The sequence below is a fragment of the Elizabethkingia bruuniana genome, assembly GCF_002024805.1.
Lineage (GTDB): Bacteria > Bacteroidota > Bacteroidia > Flavobacteriales > Weeksellaceae > Elizabethkingia > Elizabethkingia bruuniana.
Genome location: NZ_CP014337.1, coordinates 2,263,984 through 2,289,307, shown reverse-complemented (window position 1 = coordinate 2,289,307; position 25,324 = coordinate 2,263,984). Strand labels below are relative to the sequence as shown.

At 35.8% G+C, this 25,324-nt stretch carries 23 protein-coding genes; 6 read left to right on the top strand and 17 right to left on the bottom strand.

Annotated elements, in window-relative coordinates; translation table 11 throughout:
- Positions 1–4: 4 nt before the first annotated feature.
- The 11 genes from hisH to AYC65_RS10615 form a co-directional block, all read right to left on the bottom strand.
- Positions 5–583 carry an imidazole glycerol phosphate synthase subunit HisH gene (gene hisH / locus AYC65_RS10665; RefSeq protein ID WP_034869215.1) on the bottom strand — a complete coding sequence of 193 codons (579 nt, stop codon included), beginning with the start codon at positions 581–583 and terminating at the stop codon, positions 5–7.
- A gap of 109 nt (positions 584–692) precedes the next feature.
- The gene (gene hisB / locus AYC65_RS10660) at positions 693–1,826 is read right to left on the bottom strand and encodes a bifunctional histidinol-phosphatase/imidazoleglycerol-phosphate dehydratase HisB (RefSeq protein WP_034869214.1); all 1,134 of its coding nucleotides are present in this window, start codon (positions 1,824–1,826) and stop codon (positions 693–695) included.
- 36 nt (positions 1,827–1,862) lie between these two features.
- A complete protein-coding gene (gene hisC, locus AYC65_RS10655) occupies positions 1,863–2,891 on the bottom strand; it encodes a histidinol-phosphate transaminase (RefSeq protein WP_034869212.1) in 1,029 nt (342 codons plus the stop codon).
- Positions 2,878–4,197 (bottom strand): histidinol dehydrogenase, encoded by a 1,320-nt coding sequence (gene hisD, locus AYC65_RS10650; protein ID WP_034869210.1) that lies wholly within the window; start codon positions 4,195–4,197, stop codon positions 2,878–2,880. The genes hisC and hisD overlap by 14 nt, the downstream gene beginning before the upstream one ends.
- A 119-nt stretch (positions 4,198–4,316) precedes the next feature.
- Entirely contained in the window at positions 4,317–5,171 is an 855-nt protein-coding gene (gene hisG, locus AYC65_RS10645) for an ATP phosphoribosyltransferase (RefSeq protein WP_034869207.1), read from the bottom strand.
- A 229-nt stretch (positions 5,172–5,400) separates the two neighbouring features.
- Positions 5,401–6,810, bottom strand: coding sequence for a DHA2 family efflux MFS transporter permease subunit (locus tag AYC65_RS10640; protein WP_034869205.1), 1,410 nt, complete (start codon positions 6,808–6,810; stop codon positions 5,401–5,403).
- 77 nt (positions 6,811–6,887) lie between these two features.
- Positions 6,888–8,126, bottom strand: a complete 1,239-nt coding sequence (gene fabF / locus AYC65_RS10635) for a beta-ketoacyl-ACP synthase II (protein WP_034869203.1) — start codon at positions 8,124–8,126, stop codon at positions 6,888–6,890.
- Between the two features lie 115 nt (positions 8,127–8,241).
- Positions 8,242–9,126: a pirin family protein gene (locus AYC65_RS10630; RefSeq protein WP_034869201.1), complete on the bottom strand. Its 885-nt coding sequence runs from the start codon at positions 9,124–9,126 to the stop codon at positions 8,242–8,244.
- A gap of 18 nt (positions 9,127–9,144) precedes the next feature.
- Positions 9,145–9,447: a GNAT family N-acetyltransferase gene (locus tag AYC65_RS10625; protein WP_024566986.1), complete on the bottom strand. Its 303-nt coding sequence runs from the start codon at positions 9,445–9,447 to the stop codon at positions 9,145–9,147.
- Between the two features lie 197 nt (positions 9,448–9,644).
- Complete coding sequence (locus AYC65_RS10620; protein ID WP_034869198.1) at positions 9,645–10,520, bottom strand: pirin family protein; 876 nt, start codon at positions 10,518–10,520, stop codon at positions 9,645–9,647.
- A gap of 51 nt (positions 10,521–10,571) precedes the next feature.
- Positions 10,572–10,922: a hypothetical protein gene (locus AYC65_RS10615; RefSeq protein ID WP_034869195.1), complete on the bottom strand. Its 351-nt coding sequence runs from the start codon at positions 10,920–10,922 to the stop codon at positions 10,572–10,574.
- A 138-nt stretch (positions 10,923–11,060) separates the two neighbouring features.
- Between AYC65_RS10615 and AYC65_RS10610 the strand changes: the two genes are divergently transcribed.
- Entirely contained in the window at positions 11,061–11,582 is a 522-nt protein-coding gene (locus AYC65_RS10610; protein WP_034869193.1) for a hypothetical protein, read from the top strand.
- A 93-nt stretch (positions 11,583–11,675) separates the two neighbouring features.
- Here AYC65_RS10610 and AYC65_RS10605 read toward each other — a convergent pair whose 3' ends face one another.
- From AYC65_RS10605 to AYC65_RS10585, 5 genes are read right to left on the bottom strand one after another with little or no spacing between them, the layout of a single operon-like run.
- A complete protein-coding gene (locus AYC65_RS10605; protein WP_034869191.1) occupies positions 11,676–12,956 on the bottom strand; it encodes a serine hydrolase domain-containing protein in 1,281 nt (426 codons plus the stop codon).
- A gap of 15 nt (positions 12,957–12,971) precedes the next feature.
- Positions 12,972–14,054, bottom strand: coding sequence for a serine hydrolase domain-containing protein (locus tag AYC65_RS10600; RefSeq protein ID WP_034869189.1), 1,083 nt, complete (start codon positions 14,052–14,054; stop codon positions 12,972–12,974).
- A 33-nt stretch (positions 14,055–14,087) separates the two neighbouring features.
- Positions 14,088–14,891, bottom strand: coding sequence for a class I SAM-dependent methyltransferase (locus AYC65_RS10595; protein ID WP_034869187.1), 804 nt, complete (start codon positions 14,889–14,891; stop codon positions 14,088–14,090).
- A 3-nt stretch (positions 14,892–14,894) separates the two neighbouring features.
- Positions 14,895–15,440: a CopD family protein gene (locus AYC65_RS10590; RefSeq protein WP_034869186.1), complete on the bottom strand. Its 546-nt coding sequence runs from the start codon at positions 15,438–15,440 to the stop codon at positions 14,895–14,897.
- Between the two features lie 40 nt (positions 15,441–15,480).
- Positions 15,481–16,308: an SAM hydrolase/SAM-dependent halogenase family protein gene (locus AYC65_RS10585; protein ID WP_034869184.1), complete on the bottom strand. Its 828-nt coding sequence runs from the start codon at positions 16,306–16,308 to the stop codon at positions 15,481–15,483.
- 114 nt (positions 16,309–16,422) lie between these two features.
- On the opposite strand from AYC65_RS10585, the gene AYC65_RS10580 reads away from it, so the two are divergent.
- The 4 genes from AYC65_RS10580 to AYC65_RS10565 all read left to right on the top strand — a co-directional run bounded on the left by AYC65_RS10580 (position 16,423) and on the right by AYC65_RS10565 (position 20,386).
- Positions 16,423–17,382, top strand: coding sequence for a PhoH family protein (locus AYC65_RS10580; RefSeq protein WP_034869183.1), 960 nt, complete (start codon positions 16,423–16,425; stop codon positions 17,380–17,382).
- A gap of 62 nt (positions 17,383–17,444) precedes the next feature.
- The gene (locus tag AYC65_RS10575) at positions 17,445–17,939 is read left to right on the top strand and encodes a hypothetical protein (RefSeq protein WP_034869181.1); all 495 of its coding nucleotides are present in this window, start codon (positions 17,445–17,447) and stop codon (positions 17,937–17,939) included.
- A 134-nt stretch (positions 17,940–18,073) separates the two neighbouring features.
- Positions 18,074–19,663 carry a hypothetical protein gene (locus AYC65_RS10570; protein WP_034869180.1) on the top strand — a complete coding sequence of 530 codons (1,590 nt, stop codon included), beginning with the start codon at positions 18,074–18,076 and terminating at the stop codon, positions 19,661–19,663.
- Positions 19,664–19,795: 132 nt separating this feature from the next.
- A complete protein-coding gene (locus tag AYC65_RS10565) occupies positions 19,796–20,386 on the top strand; it encodes an OmpW family outer membrane protein (protein ID WP_034869178.1) in 591 nt (196 codons plus the stop codon).
- Between the two features lie 51 nt (positions 20,387–20,437).
- Here the strand turns inward: AYC65_RS10565 and uvrA are convergent, their stop codons facing one another.
- Positions 20,438–23,230 carry an excinuclease ABC subunit UvrA gene (gene uvrA / locus AYC65_RS10560; protein WP_034869177.1) on the bottom strand — a complete coding sequence of 931 codons (2,793 nt, stop codon included), beginning with the start codon at positions 23,228–23,230 and terminating at the stop codon, positions 20,438–20,440.
- Between the two features lie 266 nt (positions 23,231–23,496).
- Here uvrA and AYC65_RS10555 point away from each other — a divergent pair, with 266 nt between their 5' ends.
- On the top strand, positions 23,497–25,299 hold the full coding sequence (locus AYC65_RS10555) for a TonB-dependent receptor plug domain-containing protein (RefSeq protein WP_034869175.1): 1,803 nt from the start codon (positions 23,497–23,499) through the stop codon (positions 25,297–25,299).
- Positions 25,300–25,324: the final 25 nt, after the last annotated feature.

Here is a 25,324-nt window from a genome sequence, read left to right as displayed (position 1 = left end):
TTTTTTATAAACTTAGAAAATTCTTTAGGATTTCTTCACCTGTTGATGCAGATTTTTCAGGGTGGAACTGCGTTGCATAGAAATTTTCTTTCTGAAATGATGCGGAAAAGGGCAGAATATAGTTTGTAACAGCGGCTGTATCTTCTGAGAGCTCACAATAATAACTGTGCACATAGTAGACATCCTCATTTTCTCCAATATTATTAAAAATAACACTATTTAGATTGGCAAGTGTATTCCAGCCCATGTGTGGAACTATATCTTCGGCCGGAAATTTTCGCACTCCGGCATCAAATATACCCAAACAATCTACATTGCCTTCTTCAGAATATCTGCAAAGCAATTGCTGACCAAGACATATTCCTAAAACAGGCTGTTTCAGGTTAATAATAATTTTGTCCAGTCCTCTTTCCTGTAGATATTTCATAGCGGAGCTAGCTTCTCCCACCCCGGGGAATATTACTTTATCTGCATTTTTTAAAAGTTCCGGATCATCTGTAATCGCTGCGTAATAACCCAATCGGGTTACAGCGTTGTAAACAGATTTTACATTACCGGCATTATATTTAACAATAGCAATCATGATTTTAATTTAAAAGTAGGAGTAAGTAAGAATTTAGAATTACGAATGTCGATTGATGAGCCTTGTCAAGGTTTTAAACCTTGACAAGGCTTACTTCGTATTTCTAATTTTATAACATTCCTTTGGTAGAGGGAAGTATCATTTTCTCCGGATCACGCTTTACAGCAGATTTTATAGCTTTAGCAAAAGCCTTGAAAATAGCTTCTATCTTGTGGTGTTCGTTTTGCCCTTCCGCTTTAATGTTTAGGTTAGCTCTAGCTCCGTCGGTAAAAGATTTGAAGAAGTGGTAAAACATTTCTGTAGGCATTTCTCCTATTTTTTCTCTTTTAAAATCAGCATCCCACACCAGCCAGTTTCTTCCTCCGAAATCTATAGCTACCTGTGCCAGACAATCGTCCATAGGTAAGGTGAAACCATAGCGTTCAATACCTAATTTATTACTCAAAGCTGTGGAAAATACTTCCCCTAATGCAATAGCGGTATCTTCTATAGTATGGTGCTCATCTACTTCCAGATCACCACTCACCTTTATATCTAAATCCATTTGTCCGTGGCGGGCAATCTGATCCAGCATATGGTCAAAGAATCCAAGTCCTGTTTGTATATTCGATTTTCCGGTACCATCCAGATTCAGTTTAATTTTAATTTTTGTTTCATTGGTATTTCTTTCAACCGAGGCTGTACGGGATTCTAGCTTCAGGAATTCGTAGATCGCTTTCCATGAAGTTGTTTTTAGAGCAATATATTGTTCAAGGCTTTCTTCTTTTGATATTTCTTCAGCTCCAAGATTTTCATCATTAGCAATAAAAATTCCTTTTGAATCTAAGTTTTTGGCCAGCTTTACATCTGTGATTCTATCCCCGATTACATATGAGTTTTGTAAATCGTATTCAGGATTATTGATATAACGGGTAAGTAATCCTGTATTAGGTTTTCGGGTAAGAGCGTTTTCAGAAGGGAAGGTTTTATCAATAAGAATCTCTGAAAAATAAATGTCTTCATTTTCAAGAGCTTTGATAATAAACTGATGTACCGGCCAGAAGTTTTCTTCGGGGTGAACATCGGTACCTAATCCGTCCTGGTTAGTTACCATTACCAATTCATAATCGAGTTCCTTTGCAATTTTTGAAAGATATTGAAATACTTCAGGGTAGAACTCTAGTTTGGTAAAGCTGTCTACCTGATAATCTTCTGGTTCTAACACTAAAGTTCCGTCACGGTCTATAAATAGGACTTTTTTCATTTTTCTAAGGCTATAAGTTATTAAGTTGTAAGGTTTTTAGTTATAAGTTCTCAAGGCCGTAATCAGCTGGTTATTTTCTTCTGTTGTTCCTATGGTAATTCTTATGCAACTAGCTATTACACTATTTCGGTTTCTGGTAATAATTTTTTGCTGAACTAAATTATTGTAAATTCCATCAGCATCATTCACTTCAACTAAAATAAAATTAGCATCAGACGGATAGATTTTTTTGATAACCGACAATTGAAGAAATTCTTTTTCCAGGCGTTCTTTTTCTCCGAGAATGGTCTTTATTTCGGATTGGTATTTTTGATTATCTAACAAGGCTATTAAAGCGGCTTCCTGATTAAGCTGGCTTACATTATAGGGTGGTTTGGTTTTATTGAATAAAGCAATAATCTCTGGAGAACTATAAGCAATGCCAACACGTACAGCTGCCAGCCCACGAGCTTTGCTGAAAGTCTGACTAATGATAAGATTTGGATATTGGTTTAGTTGTTCGGTCCAGCTCTTTTGAGCGCTAAAATCAATGTAAGCTTCATCCACGAATACAATTCCGTTGAAATTTTCCAGAATAAAATCTACATTTTCTATGCTGTTACCTGTAGGATTGTTAGGAGAACATATAAAAATAAGTTTCAGATTCTCATCTGTCAGAAAGGGGAGAATAGATTCTTTATCAATTTGAAAATCGCTGTTAAGAGGCAGTTGCAAAAGTTCAGTATCATTAATATTTGCTGAAACTTCATACATCCCATAAGTAGGTGTGAATACTAAAGCTTTGTCACGGCCTGGTGTACAGAAAATTCTGAACACCAGATCTATGACTTCATCACTACCGTTACCCAAAAATATTTGTGATACAGGAATGCTTTTTAAGGCACTTAACTTTTCTTTTACTTCCTTCTGATAAGGGTCGGGGTAGCGATTGAGAGTACCGAAAGGGTTTTCGTTAGCATCCAGAAATACACCAGTATCTCCTTTGTATTCATCTCTGGCAGAAGAATAAGGTTTTAGTTTCAGGATGTTGGGACGAACCAGGTTTTCTAAATTAAAATTTTTCATCTTTTATAAGTGTGTTGTTTTGGGAATTAAGCGATTTCAGACGAACAGAAACAGCATTTTTATGAGCAAAAAGCTCTTCTGCTTCGGCCATCTTTTCAATGCCTGGTCCGATATTTTGAATCCCTTTTTCGGTAACTTTTTGAAATGTAATTTTTTTGACAAAACTATCAAGTGATACACCACTATAATTTCGGGCATATCCGTTGGTGGGTAGAGTATGGTTGGTTCCTGATGCATAATCGCCGGCACTTTCGCATGAGAAGTTGCCCAGAAATACAGATCCTGCAGAGGTAATTTTATCAGTATAATTTTCAGTATTTTCAATAGCCAGAATTAAGTGTTCCGGTGCATAGAGGTTTGAAAATGCAATACATTCTTCAATACTACCCAAAACGATACCTCGACTCTGCAGAAGAGCCTGAGATGCTATCGACTTTCGTGGCAATTGAGTAAGCTGACACTCTATCTGCGTCAGCGTTTGCTGAAGAATATTTTCATTGGTTGTCAGTAATATTACTTGTGAATCGGCGCCGTGTTCTGCTTGTGAAAGTAAATCTGCAGCCACAAATTCAGGGTTAGCAGTAGTATCTGCTATTACCAGAACTTCGCTCGGACCAGCAGGCATATCTATTGCAACGCCAAAGTTTTGGGCAACTTGTTTTGCTGCAGTTACATATTGGTTTCCGGGGCCAAATATTTTATCTGCTTTTTCAATGGTTTCGGTTCCAAAAGTCATTGCGCCTATAGCCTGTATACCACCAGCCTTATAAATATTTTTTATCCCGATAAGATTAGCTGTATAAAGTATAGCCGGATTAATATTGCCATTTTCATCAGGAGGAGTGCATAATGTAATGTTTTTACACCCTGCCAGCTGAGCTGGTATTCCCAACATAAGAACCGTTGAAAATAGGGGAGCGCTTCCTCCAGGAATATAGATGCCTACATTTTCAATTGGTCTTGCCTCCCGCCAGCAATTTACCCCTTCAGCAGTTTCTATAATATTTTTACTTTCTTTTTGTGAAGCGTGAAATTTCTCAATATTTGAGGCTGCCATTTGAATTGCTTGTCTAAGTTCTTCAGAAACTGAGGCTATAGCAGTATTTATTTCATCAGATGAAACTTTGATATCAGTCAAATTTGCTTTATCGAATTTTTTAGTGTAATTGATTAATGCCTTGTCCTTTTCATTTTTGATATCTTCAAAAACAGTCAGTACAATATTTTGTAAGTCTTCAGCCTTTTGTACAGGACGCTGAATAAGATTATTCCATTCGGAAAGCTGTGGATTTATGTAGGTTTGCATGATACGGTATAAGTTATAAGGGGGGGAGTTCTAAGATTCAGTTTTATAAAATCAATGTGTCAATAGGTGAATTAGTGAATTTTATACTTCGTATTTTGTACTTCTAATTTCGTACTTCATCAGAGTATCATCTTTTCAATTTCCAAAACCAGAATGCCTTCTGCGCCAAGGTCTTTTAACTGTTCTATAATTTCCCAGAATGTATCTTCTTTAATTACAGAGTGTACCGAAGACCAGCCCGCTGTAGCCAATGGGAGTACGGTAGGTGCTTTCATTCCTGGTAAAACATCTATAATTTCCTGTAGTTTATCATTGGGAGCATTCAGTAGAATATATTTGTTTTCTGCAGAGTTCTGAACCGCTTTTATTCTGAATAATAAACGATCGAGAATTTTTTGCTGTGCTTCCGGAAGATTTTTTCCTGCCACCAGAACAGCCTCACTTTTCATTACCGTTTCTACTTGCTTTAGTCCGTTCGTCAGTAGGGTAGAACCTGTACTTACAATATCGAATATTGCATTGGCCAGCCCTATGCTTGGTGCTATTTCTACACTGCCGCCAATTTCTTCAATCTGTACACTAATGCTCTGATCTTGAAAGAATTTAGTCAGAATTTTAGGATATGAAGTAGCGATTTTTTTACTCTCGAAATAGTTAATTCCGCTGTATTCTTCATCTTTAGGAATGGCCAGACAAAGATTGCAGGCAGCAAAACCCAGCCTGGAAATAATAGCTATATTTTTATCTTTTTCCAGTACTTCGTTTTCACCAAGTATGCCTATGTCTACAACGCCCTGTTCTACATATTGAGGGATATCATCGTCACGAAGAAATAAGATTTCGATTGGGAAATTTTTTGCTGTGGCCTTTAGGATTCTGCTTCCGTTGGAAATATTGATGCCACATTCTTCAAGCAGTTTAAGTGAAGTTTCGCTAAGTCGTCCTTTTTTCTGGATTGCAATTTTCAGATTCATGTCTAATTTTTGATGTTTGGATCCGAGCAGCAATGCAGAAAAATAAAAACCCGTCATGACTACTCAGACGGGTTTTTTATATTTTAGGTGTACACACAACTAATCAACTCGCCTTGCAAGAATGATGATGGTGATGATGTACAGCGTTAAATTTCATTTTTTGTTTTTCTACTATGCAAATCTATAACTTATTTTTGAACTGCAAAATATTTTAGATAATTTTTTTTAATTAGTGCTTTGCACCAGTCAAACTATCGCCATCGGAGCTTTTTAGGCGAAAGAATATAAGGCTGGCTAATGCTGTCAAAATACCCATGGTAAGGAAAGTGTAGCGGAATACAGTTATGGAATTTGTATGATCTACCCAAGGCAGATCACCATATTTATTCAGAAGGTAAGCTCCCACAGATATTCCCAGACTCATAGACAATTGTTGCATTACCATAAGAAGACTATTACCATTACTGGCATTTTTATTATCCAGATCTGATAGAGAGAGTGTGTTCATGGTGGCCAGCTGAATAGAGTTTACGGCTCCGTATATAACCAAGAGCGGAATCAATAGCGGCAAGGGGGTATTCTGATCTGGTACAGCAAATAATGAAATAATAATAGCAATGAGAATTGTATTGATAATCAATGTTTTTTTATAACCTAATTTTTTAACGATAGGAACAACCCACGGTTTTACCATAATAGTTGTAATGGCAGATGGTATCAGCATCATCCCCGATATAATGGCTGTATGTTTAAAGCCAACCTGAAATAAAAGAGGTAAAAGAAGTGGCATTCCGCCAATGCCTAGTCGGGTAAGAAGGTTTCCAAAAACACCAATTCTTAATGTTCTAATTTTGATAAGGTTAAGGTCTATGAGAGGATTATCCACTCTTTTAAAATGGCGGTAATATAAATTCATTAAAAGAATACCTGCAAGAAATACCAAAATAAGCCACCAGCCATTGATCACTTTTTCGGAGCCAAGCTCTATAGCAATTGTTAAGAGTAGAAGAGAGCCACTAAACAGGAGCATTCCGGTAAGATCGAATTTTTTGCCTTTGTTTACATAATCCGGCATGTACTTACGGGCGAAAAGTATTCCGGCAATTCCAATAGGGATATTAATCAGAAAATTCCAGTGCCAGCTGGCAACATCCACAAGCCATCCGCCAAGTGTAGGACCTATAATGGGACCCACAAGTCCGGGAATTGTAATAAAATTAATAACCCCCAATAGTTTGTCCTTGGAATAAGTATATAAGATTGCCAGACGGGAAACCGGAACCATCATGGAGCCTCCAATAGCCTGAATAATTCGGGAAAGTATAAGGAGTCCTAAATTAGTAGAAAGAGCACAGAATAAAGAGCCTACGGTAAATATTCCGACAGCCCATATAAATATCTTTTTAGAACCAAATCTATCCGATAGCCAACCGCTAAGAGGTATTAGCAAAGCAAGAATTAAAACATAAGAAATGATAATAGACTGCATCGTCAGCGGAGAACGGTTCATGTCTTGTGCAATGGATGGTAACGCTGTATTAAGAATCGTTCCGTCCAGTGACTGCATGAAAATTGCCAGAGCGGCGATCCATGGTAAAAATTTATAAGTATTATTTAAATCTTTATTTGGGGCATTCATTGTGTTTTAGATTATTCTTGTGTTGTTTTGTTAAACGTCTCTTTCTCTCAAATTTAATAATAAAAAAAGAGCTTTAATTAAAGCTCTTTAAATACTACTGTACTGTTATGTCCTCCGAAACCAAATGCATTACTCATCGCTGTTTTCACTTCTTTGTGTAATGATTTGTTAAACACAATCTGTATTTCTTCCGGAATTTCAGGATCCGGTTCTGTCATATTGATTGTAGGCGGAACAATATTATCATTAATTGCTTTAATAGAAATAATTGCTTCAATAGCTCCGGCAGCACCCAGCAAGTGTCCTGTCATGGATTTTGTAGAGCTTACGTGAAGATTTTTTGATTCTCCAAATACGGTTTTTACAGCATTCACTTCTGCAATATCACCAATTGGAGTAGATGTTGCGTGAAGATTCAGGTAGTCAAGTTCTTCAGGTTTTACTCCTGCTTCTTCCAATGCCAGCTGCATAGATTTAGAAGCTCCCAAACCTTGTGGATGTGGGGAAGTAATATGATAAGCATCTGCAGTCATCGCAGCGCCTACTACTTCAGCATATATTTTTGCACCTCTGGCTTTTGCATGCTCATATTCTTCTAATACCAAAGCGGCACCACCTTCTCCCATTACAAAACCATCACGGTGTTTATCAAAAGGTCTGCTGGCCGTTTGTGGATCATCATTTCGGGCTGTCATGGCTTTTAGTGCTGCAAAACCTCCAAAAGATGCTGGTGTAATTCCTGCTTCTGATCCTCCGGTGATGAAAGCTTTTGCTTTACCAATACGGATGTAGTTAAAAGCATCCATAATAGCACTGTTTCCTGTAGCACATGCAGACACAGGAGTGTAGTTGATTCCTTGTAATCCAAATTTCATAGAAATAAGCCCTGAAGCCATATTCACCAATAATTTTGGAATAAAGAAAGGATTGAAACGTGGGTTTTTGTCCCCGTCTATATAATTTTCAACTTCATTTTCGAATGTCTGCATTCCGCCCTGTCCGGTTCCCCAAATGACACCGAAATCAAACGGATCCATTTTGGTTAAGTCGAAATTGGCATCTTCCATTGCCTGAGCGGCACTGTATAACGCATATTGTGTAAAGAGATCACTGCGTTTGATCTCATTTTTATCTAGATATTTTAGCGGGTCAAAATCTTTTACTTCGCATGCTACCTGAGTTCTGAAACGGGTAGAATCAAAATGTGTTACTTTATTTCCTGCACTTTTTCCGGCGGTAATATTACTCCAGAATTCTTCAACGTTATTTCCTAAAGGATTTATAGTTCCTAATCCTGTAACAACAACTCTTTTCATTGTAAACTTTATATAATAAATCTGGCTTCTAAAAAAACGAAATGCAAATATACGGCAAGAAGCATAAATTATGCTATAGATAATATATATTGCGATAAAAAAGCTTTACAAAATATTATTTTAAAGATGTTGCAGGTAAAGGAACAAATTCTGTTTCTCCCGGAACTTTTGGGAATTTCTGATCTTTCCAGTCATGTTTTGCTTGTTCAATCACTTGTTTATCAGAGTTTACGAAGTTCCAGTGGATATATCTTTCTTCCGGAAAAGGTTCTCCTCCGAAAATATAAACGGTGGTATTAGCATCCATTTCGAATTCACATAATTTTGCATCTTTTGCAATTAAAATGAATTTAGGCTCGTAAGTATTGCCTTCACTTTTGATATTGCCTTCCAGAATATACAATGCGCTCTCGCCATAAAGATCATTTCCTATACTTATTTTAGCCGGTTTATCTCCTGTTTTAATTTCGATGAAATATAACTTGCTGTGTACAGGTACAGGTGATGTTTTACCAAAAGCTTCGCCAGCGATTAGTTTGTAGTGTACACCATCTGTTTCCCATGCTGGTATATCAGCAGCTTCCGTATGATGGAAACTTGGTTCACTACCCTCAAGATGTTTTGGAAGAGCAACCCAGATTTGTAAACCATGTAACCTTTTATCAGTATGGCGAAGATATTCAGGGGTTCTTTCTGAGTGTGTAACACCTTTTCCTGCCGTCATCCAGTTAACGGCACCAGGCTGAATTTCTATTGCAGAACCTATGCTGTCGCGATGGAAAATAGAACCTTCAAATAAGTAAGTTAGTGTAGAAAGTCCAATATGCGGATGTGGTGGTACATCCAGATTCTGATAATCTTTTAAGTCTACCGGTCCCATATGGTCGATAAAAACAAATGGCCCTACAGATCTTTTTTCAATAAAAGGGAGCAATCTCCCTACCATAAAATTACCAATATCTGCTGCCCTTTCCGGGATGATGATTCCTATATTTGACATATTTGCTTGTTTTAATTTTTATAAAGAAGTTACATTATCAGCTACAATTCTTTTCCATTCCGGATGTCTTTTGATGTAAGCGACAACCAAAGGGCAAAGCGGATTAAGCTTTTTACCGCTTTCCTCTATTGCTGCTAAAGTTTTCTCGATTACAGCTGTAGACGCACCCATTCCTTGTAATGCAGGTTCTACTTCGGTATGAAGAAGGGTAATAGTACTGCTGCTTTCTCTGTAAGTAATAAAGGCTTTACTGCCGTCTATTTCAATTTCATATTGTTGAGGTGCTTTTACCAACGGGATGTTTTCAAATTCTGGTTTCATATTATTTGTTTTAAAGATGTTTAATGATATTAATTTAATAATGTATTTTAACCGCAAAAGGAACAAAAGCTTTTCTGAAAATATTAAGCTTCAAAAGTATCCGGTACTTTTTTAGAGCCTGTTTAAGCCTAATATTTGTTTAAATTAAAATTTAAACAAAAGAATAAGATTTTGTTTCTTTTGGGGTTTATAAAATATTAGTCTTGTAAAGTTCCGAATTTTCCTCTGTTAAAATCATCAAAAGCTTGAATAATTTCTTCACGGGTATTCATTACAAATGGACCATGGGCAAAAATAGGCTCATTGATAGGCTCTCCGCTCATAATAAGGACAATTGCATTTTCTGTTGCTTCAACAGTAAATTCTTCACCATTGTTTTCAAAAAGTACAAAATTATCGGTTGGTACATCAACTCCATTTACTTTTACACTACCCTCAATAACCAATGCTGCGGTGTTGTAATTTGCAGGAAAACTGAAGTTTGCTTTTCCGCCTTTATTTAGCTTCGCATTCATTAGATTTATCGGAGTAAATGTAAAAGCAGGGCCTTTGTGTTCATTATAGCTTCCGGCGATAATCTCAATACTTCCGGAATTATCAGGAAGATCAACTTTTGTCATATCGGTATTAGTGATTGCCTGATATTTTGGAGCTGATGTTTTATCTTTTGCAGGAAGATTTACCCACAATTGTACCATCTGGAACTCACCACCAGTACGGTTGAAGTTTTCTTCATGGTATTCTTTGTGTAATATACCAGAGGCAGCAGTCATCCATTGTACATCGCCTTCACCAATTACTCCGCCGCCGCCACTGCTGTCATGGTGAGCAACACGGCCTTTGTAGGCTATGGTAACGGTTTCAAAACCTTTGTGTGGATGTACTCCAACACCTTTTAAATGTTCACTAGGCGGGAATACAAATTTAGAGTTGTAATCCAGCATAATAAACGGGCTCATACGCTGCATGCTAAGTCCTGATACACCAGGGATAAAGTTATGTACACGGAATCCGTCTCCTACGAAATGTGTTCCTTGTGGTGCTATTACTGCTTCTATTTTTTTAGTGTTCATAATGTTTGATTTATAAGTTGTGATTGTGAATTAATTTTGTCAACTGCTGATTTAGTTGCTGCGATACAAAGGATGGCTGGCAAACATATTATCTGTAAAAGAATAGTTTTGCTGTTTTTGTATTTTTAACTCTTCTGCAATCTCATTGCTTTTCTCAATAATATCTGCAGCAGATGAAAAAGAAAATACAAGTACATCACTTTGCTGAAAGCCTGTTATTTTTTGTAGTTTAGTAACTGAATCTTTGTCAAAATTGTTTTCCAAAGCAATGAGATTGAAATCAATGCTCTGAATTTTTTCAATAGCAGTTTCTATATTGTCTACTAATGTGATTTTCCAGTTATTGAACTGGCTGAAATCGATTTGTTGGTTTGTCACCAAAAGCATTTCTAAAGTTTTCATAATAACTCTCATTTTGTAATACAAAGATATAATGACAGAAAAGTGAATGAATTGATGTAGGATAAGATGTGCAGGTTTTCTAAGAGAAGGGAACGATAGCTATTTTCTATTAAATAAAAACTACAGTATATTTACCTTATGAAGAAGTGTGCTAGGCTAAGCTTATTTTTGTTGATTATGATAGCTGCTGTTTCTGTAAAGGGACAACAGAAGTATTGTGATTCTCTGCGAGGGGAAATACCACGTTTTTGTAAACTAATGGAAGATGAAGCGATTGAAGAATTTCCAAAAGATTATACCAGAATAGGAAAGTGTATAGAGGTAGATCCAACAATACCAGTATTGCTTAATTTCAATATGATGAGATTGAAGGTGCTAGAACTTCAGGAAAAAGAAGATCGTTTATTTACTTATGGCGACTGGATTGTAATTATTGAGAAATATAAAAAGCTTCCAGAGTATTATGATGTAAAAGGACTAATGGAATTGCTTGATCATAAAATAAATACCGCCGATTGGAATAAAATAGAAAAGATGATCCGAAAGTATGTACCGCCAGTTTATTTGAAAAAACTAAATTTGGATGAGGTGAAGAAAAAGTTGTTTTCTCCGGAAAATAAAGAAAAACGCTTTTCAGATGTTTTGGGGCGGTTAAAATAATAATTATTAATAAATTTTCATTCCCTTTATGTTGTAAAGGGAATGAAAACCATAAGCATTCTATTCTTTAGTAAAGAGAATATCCAAGCCATTTTATAACAATCGGAATTGTTTTTTATCCGGATAAAATTCCATTTTAATACCTGCCTGTGAAAACTCAAATTTGTTTTTATCCGTAGGGGTTAGTGTAAATTCAGATTGTCCTGTTGCCTGAGCTTTCAAAGAAGTATTATCTGTTGTAATCGTTATTTTTAAAGGAAAAGAAGGAGATGCATATGTTCCGATATATTTTGCAAAATCATTTACATCTGCTTGATAGGTCTTAAATTCGGGAATATCATAAGGCTTATTATAAACAGCACTTAAAAGAGCTTTGGCAATTAGATTATTTCCATATCCATCGGATACATTGGAATCCAATGCAAAGCTTACATTTCCTACGTTATAGTGTGCAAAAAGTGAAGAAAAATCATCAATGCCTCCTGCATGTCCAAATCCTTTTAAATCATTGAACTGAGCAGTAAACAGACCGTATCCATATCCATCTCTTATAGTAATCATTTTTTCCAGACTTTCTTTATTTAATAATTTTCCGTTGAATAACGCATTACTAAATTTAACTATGTCAGTAGGGTTAGAAACGATGGCACCTGCACCAATTGGTATAGACATATCTGTTTCGGCTGATTTTTTATTGCCAGGAGAATAGGAATATGCTTCATTGTTTTGGGAGTTTATCTTCTTTCCTACATAGGTACTGTTTAAACCTAAAGGCTTCGTGATTTTTTCTTTTAATAGTTCAGCATAGGATTTTTTGTTTACTTTTTCTAGGATATAGGTAAGAAGAATATATCCTGAGTTGCTATAGGAATACTTACTGTCTGGTTGAAAATCGCTACCTGCTTTAGTGATGATATCTACCAATTTAGCTTCACTCTGTGGCTCCTGATAATAGTCCATGTAAGAATTGTCGTTGGTAATATTATGGATGCCACTACGGTGTTGTAAGAGTTGTGAAATTGTTATCTGGTCTGCATTTTTGATCTGCGGAAAAAATATGCTGAGTTTATCATCTGGTTTTAATTTTCCTTCTTCAAAACTTTTTAAGATTAGAACAGCTGTGAACGTTTTAGAAATAGACCCGATACGGTATTTTGTCTTATCGGAATTCAGAATTTTATTTTCTATATCAGAATAACCAACCGAACGTGTGTAAATAAGCTTGTTGTCTTGTGTAATAGCTACAGAGCCGGAGAATTTATTGTTCTTCTCTAATGTGCTGAAATAAGTGTCCAGTTTTTCCTTATTAAAACTTTGTGATAATAAAACTGATGAAACACTTAGTAATACGGAAGTGAATAACGTTTTGTACATAATGTTTGGTGTTTATTATGGATATTGCTTTTTAAGAAGTTTTAAAAATTTAAATAAACCATCCTGAGCTTGCTCGCTGGCATTATTAATTAAAATAATATAGGCTTTAGGTTCTGATTGATTGATAAGTGTATACGAAAGGAAAGTTCCGTCCGTTCCTCGATGCTCAGAATATTTTATATTATTTAGAATACTATTTCCCCAGCCAATACTATAATGGTCGGATGAATTGAATAAATACTGATAGGTTTTTGCTTTCAAAAAGTTATCCTTTTCTGCCAGGCCTTGTAAATTGAGTTGAATGTATTTTGAATAATTGATAATATTCATGCTGATATCTCCTGCCGGTTCAGCCAGGCTCAGGTCATATTTAGTTTCTGGCGCTACACTCACCAGCTGCGCATCTTCCCAATGTCCCCATGGTTGATTGATGTCGGTTCTGTTTGGCCAGCCTAGTGTATATTGTAGTTTTAATTTATCCTTTAAAACATCCTGAACCAATTGTTCCCATGTTTTTCCACTTACTTTTTCCAGCATAAATGCTGCTACACTATAACCGGCATTGGAATAATTGTAGGGTTTATCGTTTTGTACCGGGGAAAGCGTTAGGACATATTGAGCGAATGCCTGTCTTTTTTCAGATTTGTTGCCATTAAATACAGGAAGCTTCTGATATTCAGCACCGGATGTGAATGGTTGAATTCCGGCTTTGTGCTTCAGAAGTTGGCTAAGTGTAATATTCAGGTATTTAGGATTACTTTTATCTTTTAATTCAGGAAACAGATCGAAAAACTTTGTATCCCATTTGATTTTATTCTGTTCTGTTAAATAACCGGCAATGAAGCCTGTAATTGCCTTTGTATTGGAGCCTAAATGAAAAAAATCACTAATGTTAGCATTTGGTTTTTCATTAATCTGTTCAATTCGGTGGTGGCCAATTGTTTTTTGTACCTGTATTTTATCTGGTGTTACAACTGCATAAGCCATTTCCGGAATATAATGAACTTTCATAATGCTGTCGGCAGATTTTTCTAAGCCCTTTTGTGCAGAAAGATTTAATAATAGTAACAGAAATAAAAAGGATAATAGTTTTTTCATTGCGGAATCCTTATGGTTATTAGTGTTGGATTCTTATTCTGCTTTTTGAGCTAAAAGTGAATATACCATAGGAATATTATTCCCCAGATGTTTTATCCTGAATTTTTTGGGTTCAAATTCTTCTGTATGTCTGAAGCAGTTGTAAGGTGAATAATCAAATTCATTAAATGCTGTAATTTGCATTTTCTGATTGATTAGACTTGTGAAAACTTCGGATAAACCATGATTCCATGAAACCGTATGAAGGACCATGTCTGCTTCTTTTTCGGCATAGGTACCTGTATTGGTTTCCACTATAGCATCACTTTTAAAATAATTGTAACCAATACCTTTAAAGTCATCATCAAACATCCATACAACCGGATGAAATTCGGCAAAAATAAATTGACCGCCGGGTTTTAGAAAATGATTAATAACAGCAGCCCATTTATCCAAATCAGGTAGCCAGCCTATAGTCCCATAACTGGTAAATACAATATCAAATTTTTCATTTAAAACATTTGGAAGATTGTATACATCACTGCATACAAATTTGGTGTCAGTTCCTGCCTGTAGAGCTAATTCTTTTGCTTTTTCAATTGCCTTGTCAGATAGATCAATTCCTGTGACTTCTGCACCCATACGTGAAAGAGAAATGCTGTCCTGTCCAAAGTGACACTGCAGGTGCAGAACTTTTTTACCAGAGAGATTCCCAAGCAGATCCAGTTCTATACTATTGAGTGAAGTATTTCCTTTCAGGAAACCTTCTACATCATAAAATTCAGAATCGAAATGGGTATCGACTCTATTGTTCCAGGATTCTTTATTAACTTCTATATATTGTTCCTCAGGATTCATTTATTACTTTCTTTTGCGGTTAACTAACTTAACCACTAAAGTAATAAAAATAACAAGTCCTACAAATCCTAAAGCTAGCTGCCACCAGTATTCCAGTAATGCGTATTTTAGGATAACAGTAAATACCACAAAAAAGAGGATGAATGTAGCAATTTCGTTAGCCTGTCTTAGCGCAAGGTTTTTGGAAGGTAAAGTTGCCTTATTAAGATTTTTCAGCTGAATTACCTTTTTCCAACACCAGTAATGGTAAATTGCCAGACCTACTAATGCTGTAAGTTTTAAATGAAACCATGGCATTTTGAATAAAGCCGGATTCATACAAATCATCGTAATACCAAAGACAAGCATCAATGTACCTCCAGGTACTGTAATAATATTCCATAACCTACTGGCCATAAAGGAATATTGTTCACGAAGGACATCTCTTTTAGGATTATCGAATGCGTCGGTATCTTTATAATAGACAAATAATCGTACGGTATAGAAAAGCCCCGCGAAATAACTTACCATGAAGATAATGTGTAATGCTTTGATAATGAGGTAGGCCATTTTAGAATAATAAATTAATGGTTATAAATGATACAAGCACTTAGCTGAACTCAATAAAGATGCGTTCGCCAACACTAAGCCCAAGCAGGCTGGAGGCTCCGTTTATGCTGCTACCTTTATAAATAGCAACTTCCAAAAGGTCACTTTCATTAAATATAGCAGAAACACTTCCGTGATACTGAGGTTCGTTTTTCCAGTCATCTACCACATCGGTGTAATGGTTGTTTACTTTTGACATGACAAAGTTCCTGAACTTTAATTCAAAGCTATCATAAGACTTTAAAGTATTGTTGAAGAAATTCTTGCTGATGTTGGAAATGGCATTTCCAAAATTATCAATATACATAATTTCTCCTACGATAATACCTTCAGCTTCATTCAGAATCGCTCTTGGGAAAGAGTTTTCTTTTATTTTATTTGTTTTTTTACCAACAACTTCGGGTATTCCGCCTTTAGCCAAATGTGCAGCAACAGGAACGAAAATATCTGTTGAGGTAAAACTTACCTGATCGTCGAAACGGTTTCCTAATTTGATTTCATAGATATCATCCGGATTAATGTCGAAGAACATCAAACTCAACAAACCATTATCTGCACAAATAAAATAATGATCATCTACTTTGGCGATAATATTCTTCCGGTCTTTATGGTAAAAAGAATCCACACTAATAATGTGTATTGTCCCTTTAGGATAATATCTGTAAGAACTTCGGATGATGTAAGCCGTCTGCTGAAGGTTATATGCCTGTATCTGATGAGTAATGTCGACTATGTTTATAGTCGCCAGTTCATTGTATATACTACCCTTAATAGCAGCAACCCGGTAATCGAGTGTTCCGTAATCAGAAGTTAGTGTAATAATCGGCATATACTGCAAAGATAGAAAATACAGAGCAGTCCTGATAAATTAACAATTCTTTTATCTGTATTTTTTTCGGAATCGTTATATTTGTTTAGTTACACACGTAAAAACAAGTATTGGATGTATGAATTAAATTATGAACTGAAGGATATAGATACCAAGCAGTTTTATGGGGTGCAGAATCAGTTTTTCAATCTGATTAAGTCCTCATTCCCAACATTGAAAATTACTGGAAGAGACAATTTTATCTTTGCTATGGGCAATAACGAAGCTTTAAAAGTTTTGCAGGAAAAATTAGACGACATTGTTTCTTTTATCTCAAATAATAACAGTATAGAACTAAAAGATGTTGAAAGCATTCTGAAAATAAAGGATGAAAACGAAAAACAATTAGTTTTCGACAGCGATATCTTATTAAAAGGTGTTGGCGGAAAGATTATAAAGGCTAAAACAACCAACCTTAAAAAGCTGGTTAAAGTTTCTGAGAAAAAGGACATGGTCTTTGCTATAGGACCAGCCGGAACTGGTAAGACTTATACAAGTGTTGCTTTGGCGGTAAGAGCTCTCAGAGATAAAGAAGTTAAGCGTATTATCTTAACCCGTCCGGCAGTAGAAGCAGGTGAAAGCCTGGGATTTCTTCCCGGGGATATGAAAGAGAAGCTTGATCCGTATATGCAGCCTTTATATGATGCTTTAAGGGATATGATTCCTTTTGAAAAGCTGGAAGGTTATATCGAGAAAAAGGTAATAGAAATTGCTCCTTTAGCTTTTATGCGTGGACGAACACTGGATGATGCTTTTGTAATTTTAGATGAAGCGCAGAACACAACACATTCTCAGATGAAAATGTTCCTTACCCGTATGGGGATGAATGCTAAATTTATTATTACAGGAGACCCTAGCCAGATAGACTTACCTAAAAATCAGCAATCCGGATTAAAAGAAGCGATGTTTATCCTTAAAAACATCGAAGAAATAGGCTTTATACATCTTACTGATGAAGATGTGGTAAGACACCCTGTAGTGAGAAAAATTATTCAGGCTTATAGTAGTGAAGAAGGTAGAATGCAGGAAAAATAAAATTTTAACATATTTTAGCATAGTATTTGTAATTGATAACCTACAGTTATAAAATTAATATTATGAAAAAATCATTATTGTTAGGTGCTTTTGCACTTTTAGGGTTTGCTGCAAGTGCACAAACTACCGGACAATTAAAAATTGGTGCTAATATTGGTATCCCTGTAGGTGATGCATCCGATTTTTCAAGTTTTACTTTAGGATTAGATGCAGCTTATCAGTGGAGACTGGCAGAAAATTTTGATTTGGGTATTGCAACAGGTTATCAGCATTTTTTTGTAAAATCTGATTGGAAAGATGCAGGAGGAGCTGATGCAGGTTATATTCCTTTGGCAGCATCTGCACAATATTCTGTAAGTCCTAATTTCTTTATTGGTGCTGATCTAGGATATGGCTTCCTTACTGGAAAATATGCATCAGGTGGTGGTTTTTACTATCAGCCAAAAGTGGGATATCAACAGTCGAACTGGGAACTTTATTTAGGATATAAAGGAGTTAGTAAAGATAGTAATACTTTAGGCTCTGTTAATTTAGGATTTAACTTTAAACTGAAGTAAATTATATTTTTATATAGATATCAATCCTCCGCTGAAAAACGGAGGATTTTCTATATGATAAATGTCATATGTTAATATTATTATGTATTTTAATGTTTTTTAATATATTTGAATTAATCAAATTATATTAAAATATGAAAAAAATTCTATTATCTGCTATTTTGCTTTCCAGCATTATAGCTTGCCGTGAGGAGTCTTTGTCTAACCGAGACGCTCAATTACAGGCTCAGCAAAATTTACTTGATGTAAAATCTGTTTATAAACAGGAATTCTCGATAGCATTGGCTAAAGCATTAGCCTCTAATGCTGATTTAAGAGACTTTATTAAAAAAGAAGCACTTAAAAAATTTGACAATGACTATGATGTACTCTATCAAATGATTAAGGATCAAATGATTGGAGGTAAAGCCTTTAAGGATATTATTGCAGAGCAATATGATAAAAAAGAAAATCTGGAAGCTTTAGAAAGGCTGTATCCCACACTTACTATTTTTGTTCCTGAATTGCCAATGGATAGTTTTTCGGCAGAAAAATGGAATTCCAGAACTGAGATTCCACAAGTCGCCTATACTTTGGATACAACTAATGATACTCCAATAATAAATGAAAAAGGAGAGGAATATTTTTTAGAGGCAAAGTATATTCCTTCATTCCCTGTTGTAGTCGTAAAAGAAAATGAGAGAGTGAGAGTTAGTACTGGTAACTCCGTTAGAAATAATACTGTGGCTTCTATGGGAGCTAATCCATCAGTAACTAAACAAGATGATGTATTAAAAGGAAGTTCTTGTAGTTTTGAATTTTTAGATGATGCTTTTAATGGGGGGAAATCAAATCAGATTCAAAAATTAGCTTCTGTAAAAACAATGTCTACAACTGCTAATGCCTCTTTAGTTGATTCTAAAGTACAACAGGCATATGAAATATACAAAAATACAGATGGTTGGCAGAGGGATTATATTTACTATGATATTACACCTGGTCAACAAAGGGGTCAGTTTAAGTATGATTTTCAGGAGCATTTAACCTCATTTAGAATGAATGATGCAAATGGCTTGACAATTATTTCAGACCAAACGGGAGACCCTACTAACAATAATATTTATCAATCTGAACCAAGCAAATTTCAAGGATGGAATAAAAATTTTGCTAGGAGTCCATGGACTGGTGGCGCTTTTGAATTTAAAGTTCATATATTAATTAATGCAAGTAATGGAATTGGAAGTAGTATTGATAAATATTTTTCAGTAAGTCCCGAGAATTTATATGATGCTCAATATGGATTAATTTCTAAATGGAGTGTGTTTGGTGCTAAGGTATGGGAGCTAAAATCTTTGACGCCAAAGATCGTTCCACTTAATATCCCTATTTTTAATTGGGATTTAAACCAATATGCTTCATCTATTAAAATTTCTATAGAAGAAGTAGATCTTACAGAGGAGGAAACCAGAACGGATACAAGAAGTGTTAAATTTGCCACTAATTTTAGTATAGATCCTACAGATGGTTTTTTGAAAAAAATAGGGTTGAAATTTGGATCCAGTCTTGAAAGAAATGAATCTTCTACTGTTACTTATAAAGTTACTAAGGGCAGTGATCAGTTAGGGGATGTTATTGTAAATTTTGCAGATAATGCAATTACTGGCTTTAATGGATCCACATTTACTAAGAGGGAATATAACTCAGGCCTTTATACTATTGTTGTAGAGCCTCGTAGAGTACAATAAATTTAAATTAACCCTCCGCTGAAAAGCGGAGGATTTTTGTTTTAGCAAAGAAGGATTCTAAATTACAAAGTATCATAAAAGGATTAATTATATTTTATATCTTCGCGCAGTGAAATAATAATTTAAACAACTATGAAGAAAAATTTATTGATTGGTGCATTTGCACTGTTAGGATTTGCAGCAAGCGCACAAACAGAAAAGGGGAGTTGGGTTGTAGGAGGATCTACATCTATTGGTTTTAACAATGTGTCAACTAAAGTGAAAAGCGATAATACAACTTTTGATGGACCAAAAGTTAATACATTTACAATTGCGCCTTCTGCTGGTTATTTTGTAATTGATAAGCTATCTGTTGGACTTGATCTTGCGTATACAAATGCTACAACAAAGTATGATGGTGCAAAAACTACGAGTAATACATTTGCTATTTTACCGACAGCTACTTATTATTTTACAGATAATACTGTAATTAAACCTTATTTGGGAGCTGGTATTGGTTATGCATCTAATACTGAAAAGGAAGAATACAGAGGGAAATCTAACAAGTATACAGCAGACGGATTTGCATGGAAAGTAAAAGGAGGTTTTGCATACTTCTTTACGCCAAGTATTGCAGCTGATTTAGGATTATCTTATTCTCAGTTTTCAAATAAAGATAATGGTGTAAGAACAAATGTAAATACTTTCGGAGTAGGAGTTGGTTTATCCGTATTCTTTAAATAGGAAATATATTACAATAAATATTAAAAAGCCTGCAGATGCAGGCTTTTCTATTTATTTTAGTTTCTCCTCAATAAACCTTGCGGTATGTGAGGTTTTGTTTTTTATCAGTTCTTCAGGAGTTCCTGCAAATACAATTTCACCACCATATTTACCTGCTTCCGGACCAATATCGATAATATAGTCTGCACATTTAATAATATCCGGCTGATGCTCGATAACAATAACAGAATGGCCAAGATTAACCAGCGCCTGTAACGAAATCATTAACTTGTTGATATCATGGAAATGGAGACCTGTAGAAGGCTCATCGAATATAAATAAAGTCTTGTCGTGACTTGTACCTTTTACAAGAAAAGATGCCAATTTTACCCTTTGTGCCTCACCTCCGGAAAGAGTAGAAGAGGACTGTCCTAACTGAAGATAGCCTAATCCTACATCCTGAAGTGGTTTTAGTTTCTGAACAATTTTATCTTGATGATTGTCTCTGAAGAAATCTAAAGCTTCGTTTACCGTAAGATTAAGAATGTCCGAGATATTCTTTTCGTCGAATTTTACATCCAGAATTTCATCTTTAAAACGAGCTCCATGGCAGGTTTCACATTGTAATTCTATATCTGCCATAAACTGCATGGAAACAGTAATTACACCTTCGCCTTTACATTCATCACAACGGCCGCCATCCACATTGAAAGAAAAATGTTTCGCTTTCAGTCCCATATGCTTGGACATTTTCTGTTTAGCAAAAAGATCACGTATGTCATCGTAAGCTTTCAGATAAGTCACAGGATTGGAACGGGATGATTTTCCGATTGGATTCTGATCAATCATTTCGATATTCTGAATCAGCTTTTTCGGGAATGTTATCGAATCAAAATCCGCTTTTTTACCTCCTAATTCCAGTTCTATCTGAACGGCTTGTGCCAGAACATCTTTCATTAATGTAGATTTTCCGCTTCCGGAAACACCTGTTACTACAACTAAGCTTTCTAATGGGATATCTACATCAACATTTTTAAGATTATTTTCTCTGGCTCCTTTTATATGGATAAATTCTTTCGGTTTTCTTCTGTGTTTAGGTACAGCGATTTCTTCAACACCGTTTAGGTAATCAGAAGTTAGTGTATTCGCTTTTTTTATTTCCTCAAAGACACCACTGAATACAACCTCACCGCCCAGGTAACCAGCTTCCGGACCTATATCTATAATATGATCAGCAGCGCGCATCACATCTTCATCATGTTCTACCACAATAACGGTATTCCCTAAATCACGAAGATTTTTTAATACTTCTATAAGATTTTCGGTATCACGGGAATGAAGCCCGATACTAGGCTCATCCAGAATATAAATAGACCCGACTAAGCTGCTTCCTAAAGAAGTTGCCAGATTAATACGCTGACTTTCTCCTCCGGACAGAGTATTCGAATTACGGTTAAGGGTAAGATAGCCCAAACCTACTTTTACTAAAAATTCTAAACGTGAAACAATTTCGTATACCAATCTTTTGGCAATAGCGGCATCGTGCTCGTTTAGATTCAGGCTTTGGATAAGTGGTAATAGTTCATCTAATGGTAATTCAACCATAGATTGGATATTATGACCATCAATTTTTACCCAGGAACTCTCTTCTCTTAGACGCAATCCTTCACATGTCGGACATGTTGTTTTACCTCTGTAGCGGGAAAGCATAACACGGTACTGGATTTTGTAAAGATTTTCTTCAAGCATTTTGAAGAAATTGTCTACACCAGGGAAGTTTGCCGATTTATCACCGCGCCATAAAAATTGACGCTGCTCTTTGGTAAGCTGAAAATACGGTTTGTGTATTGGGAAGTCCTTGGCTACCTTTTTTATAAAAGCAGCTTTCCATTCTTTCATGGTTTCACCACGCCAAGGCGCAACGGCATCCTCATAAACTGACAGGTTTTTATTTGGAACCACAAGATCTTCATCTATGCCTATTATTTTTCCATAACCTTCACAGGTAGGACATGCACCATAAGGATTGTTAAAGCTGAAAAAATGAATATTGGGTTCATTAAAAACAATGTCGTCCAGTTCGAATTTATTCGAAAATTCCCTGATTTTTTCGTTGTCAGCATTTTTGATAGAACAATAGCCTTTACCTTCATAAAAAGCCATTTGTATAGAATCTGCCAAACGTTGCAGGAAGGTATCGTCATCTTCATATTTAAAGCGGTCGATAACCATGAATATCTCAGTTCCTGCTTCAGGCACGAATCCAAAGCTTTCTAAATCTTCAATGCTGGCAATATTTCCGCCGATTTCAAGTCTTGTAAAACCTTGTAATTTTAGAGTCTTAAGCTGTTCTGCAAAATTTTCGGATTCATAATGCCATGGTGCACGTAAAATAAGTGTAGGTGCTTTTTTCTGAGCTTTAATAAAATCTATGACATCGGTAACGCTGTCTTTCCTTACCTCTTCTCCGGATACAGGAGAGTAGGTGCGTCCAACACGAGCGAATAATAATTTAAGATAATCGTATATCTCAGTAGTTGTTCCTACTGTAGAACGCGGGTTAGAGGATATTACCTTTTGCTGTATAGCAATTGAAGGAGCAAGCCCTTTAATATCATCTATCTTTGGTTTTTCCAGCTTCCCGAGAAACTGTCGGGCATAGGAACTTAAACTTTCTACATAACGTCTTTGGCCTTCAGCATAGATTGTGTCGAAGGCTAAGGAAGATTTACCACTACCGGAAACTCCCGTGATAACGGTAAGCTTATTTTTCGGAATGGAAACATCAATATGTTTTAGATTATTGAGATGAGCGTTTTTAACAAAAATCTCTTTTTTAATATCTATATTGTCCTGGTGTGCCATAATAATTATAAGGTTGCAAAATTACAAAAATTAAAGCCTAATAGGAAGTAGATATTGGAATTGTAAATCATAAAAGATGCTAAATTATATGATAAAGGGATATCCAATATAAAACGGGAAGTTCTATACAAATAAGTGGGTTAAAAAGCGGGTAAACCAATGACAATCTACTAAAAACTAACCGGACTAGCACCTATCATAAAATCCGGATCCGCATATTTAGATAAGGGTCCAGTACATTTGCCGACTTAAAAATTACTGTTATAATGAAGAAACTATTACTAAGTGCTATTGTGTTGATTCCTGCTGTTGGTATTATGGCCCAGGAAAAAGCGATTGATGAGGTAGTGATAGACGGAAAATTCTTGTCGCTCCCGTATAAAAAAGTAAGTGAAAATATTGAGATTATCACCAAAGAACAGATTGAGAAAGCTCCTGCGCAATCTATTGAGGATCTGTTAGCTTACTATACAGGGGTAGATGTCAGAAGGCGAGGTATGGCAGATACTCAGGCAGATGTTGGTATCAGAGGTAGTTCTTTCGAGCAAGTGCTTATGCTGGTTAATGGTATCCGGATGAGTGATGCCCAAACAGGGCATAATATGATGAATGTACCGTTTAGCTTAGCATCTGTTGAAAGAATAGAAATTATAAAGGGACCTGCTGCCCGTAGATTTGGGCAAAATGCCTATGCAGGTGTCATTAATATTATTACAAAAGCTTCCGGTAAGGACGAGTATAGAGTTTCTGCAACAGGAGGTGATTATAAAACATGGTCACTTGGAGCTGCTGCCGATTTTGGTAATGAGAAGTTTGGGAACTTTCTGCAGGTAAATAACACGGAATCGGCAGGGTATCGTTATAATACCGATTATAAAATTAAAAATTTCTGGTATCAGAACCAGATGAAAATAAAAGACGGAAGCATTAAATTTCAGGCTGGTTTTGTAGAAAAAAAGTTTGGAGCCAATGGCTTTTATTCATCGCCGGCAGCCAAAGATCAGTATGAAGAAACGCAAACATCTCTGGTAAGTGCAATTTATAATCAGAAATTCGGAAATTGGGGTGTAAATGCCAATCTATATTGGCGTAGGGCACAGGATATGTATCTTTTTGTAAGAAATAAGCCTGAAATCTACCGCAATATGCATATTGGCAATAACTATGGCGGGGAACTGAATCTAAGTTATAAATCATCATTAGGGGTTACCGGTATTGGTGCGGAAATGCATCAGGAAGATTTGAGAAGCAACAACTTGGGTGCTCGTGGACGTTTTGTTACTCAGGTACTTGCGGAACATCATTTTTCTCTTATCAATAACCGATTGAGTATAATTCCGGGGGCAAGCTGGGTAAATTATACAGGTACTGGGAATTTCTTTTATCCGGGAGTAGATGTAGGTTTTGATATAGATAAACAAAACAAGGTATATGGTAATGTAGCCAAAGTACATCGTGTACCAACCTATACTGATTTGTATTATCAAAGTAAAACAGAGCAAGGAAATGCTGATCTGAAACCTGAAAATGCACTTTCGTACGAAATTGGTTATCGTTTCAACAAGCAAAAGTTTTTATTCAAAACCAGTGTATTCGGTAGAGATTCTAAAAATGCGATCGACTGGACCAGAGCAAATGCTAACAGTATTTGGGTTGCAGAGAATATTTCCGATGTAAAAACTAAAGGGCTAGAGGTGGAGGCTTCACAGGGTTTCAATAGTTTCGTGAAAAATGTATCTATAGGTTATACTTATCTGGACAGCAAGGCTAAAAATAATGATAAGGGCGAGAACTCGCGTTATGCTTTGGAAAATCTGAAGCATCAGTTTAATGCAAAGCTTACACTGACATACTGGAAGTTTACAAATGAGCTTATTTATCAATACAATCAGCGTGTAACATTAGGAAGTTATAATCTTTTGGATGAGAAGCTTACATTTAGTACCAAAGATGTGGATGTTTTTCTGTTAATTAACAATATTACCAATACAAAATATACCGGTGCAAGCTTGGTACCAATGCCAGGAAGATGGTTTCAGCTAGGCTTTAATTTTAAAGGTAAATTCTAGGTTCTTTTTTATTACTTTTGCCGAA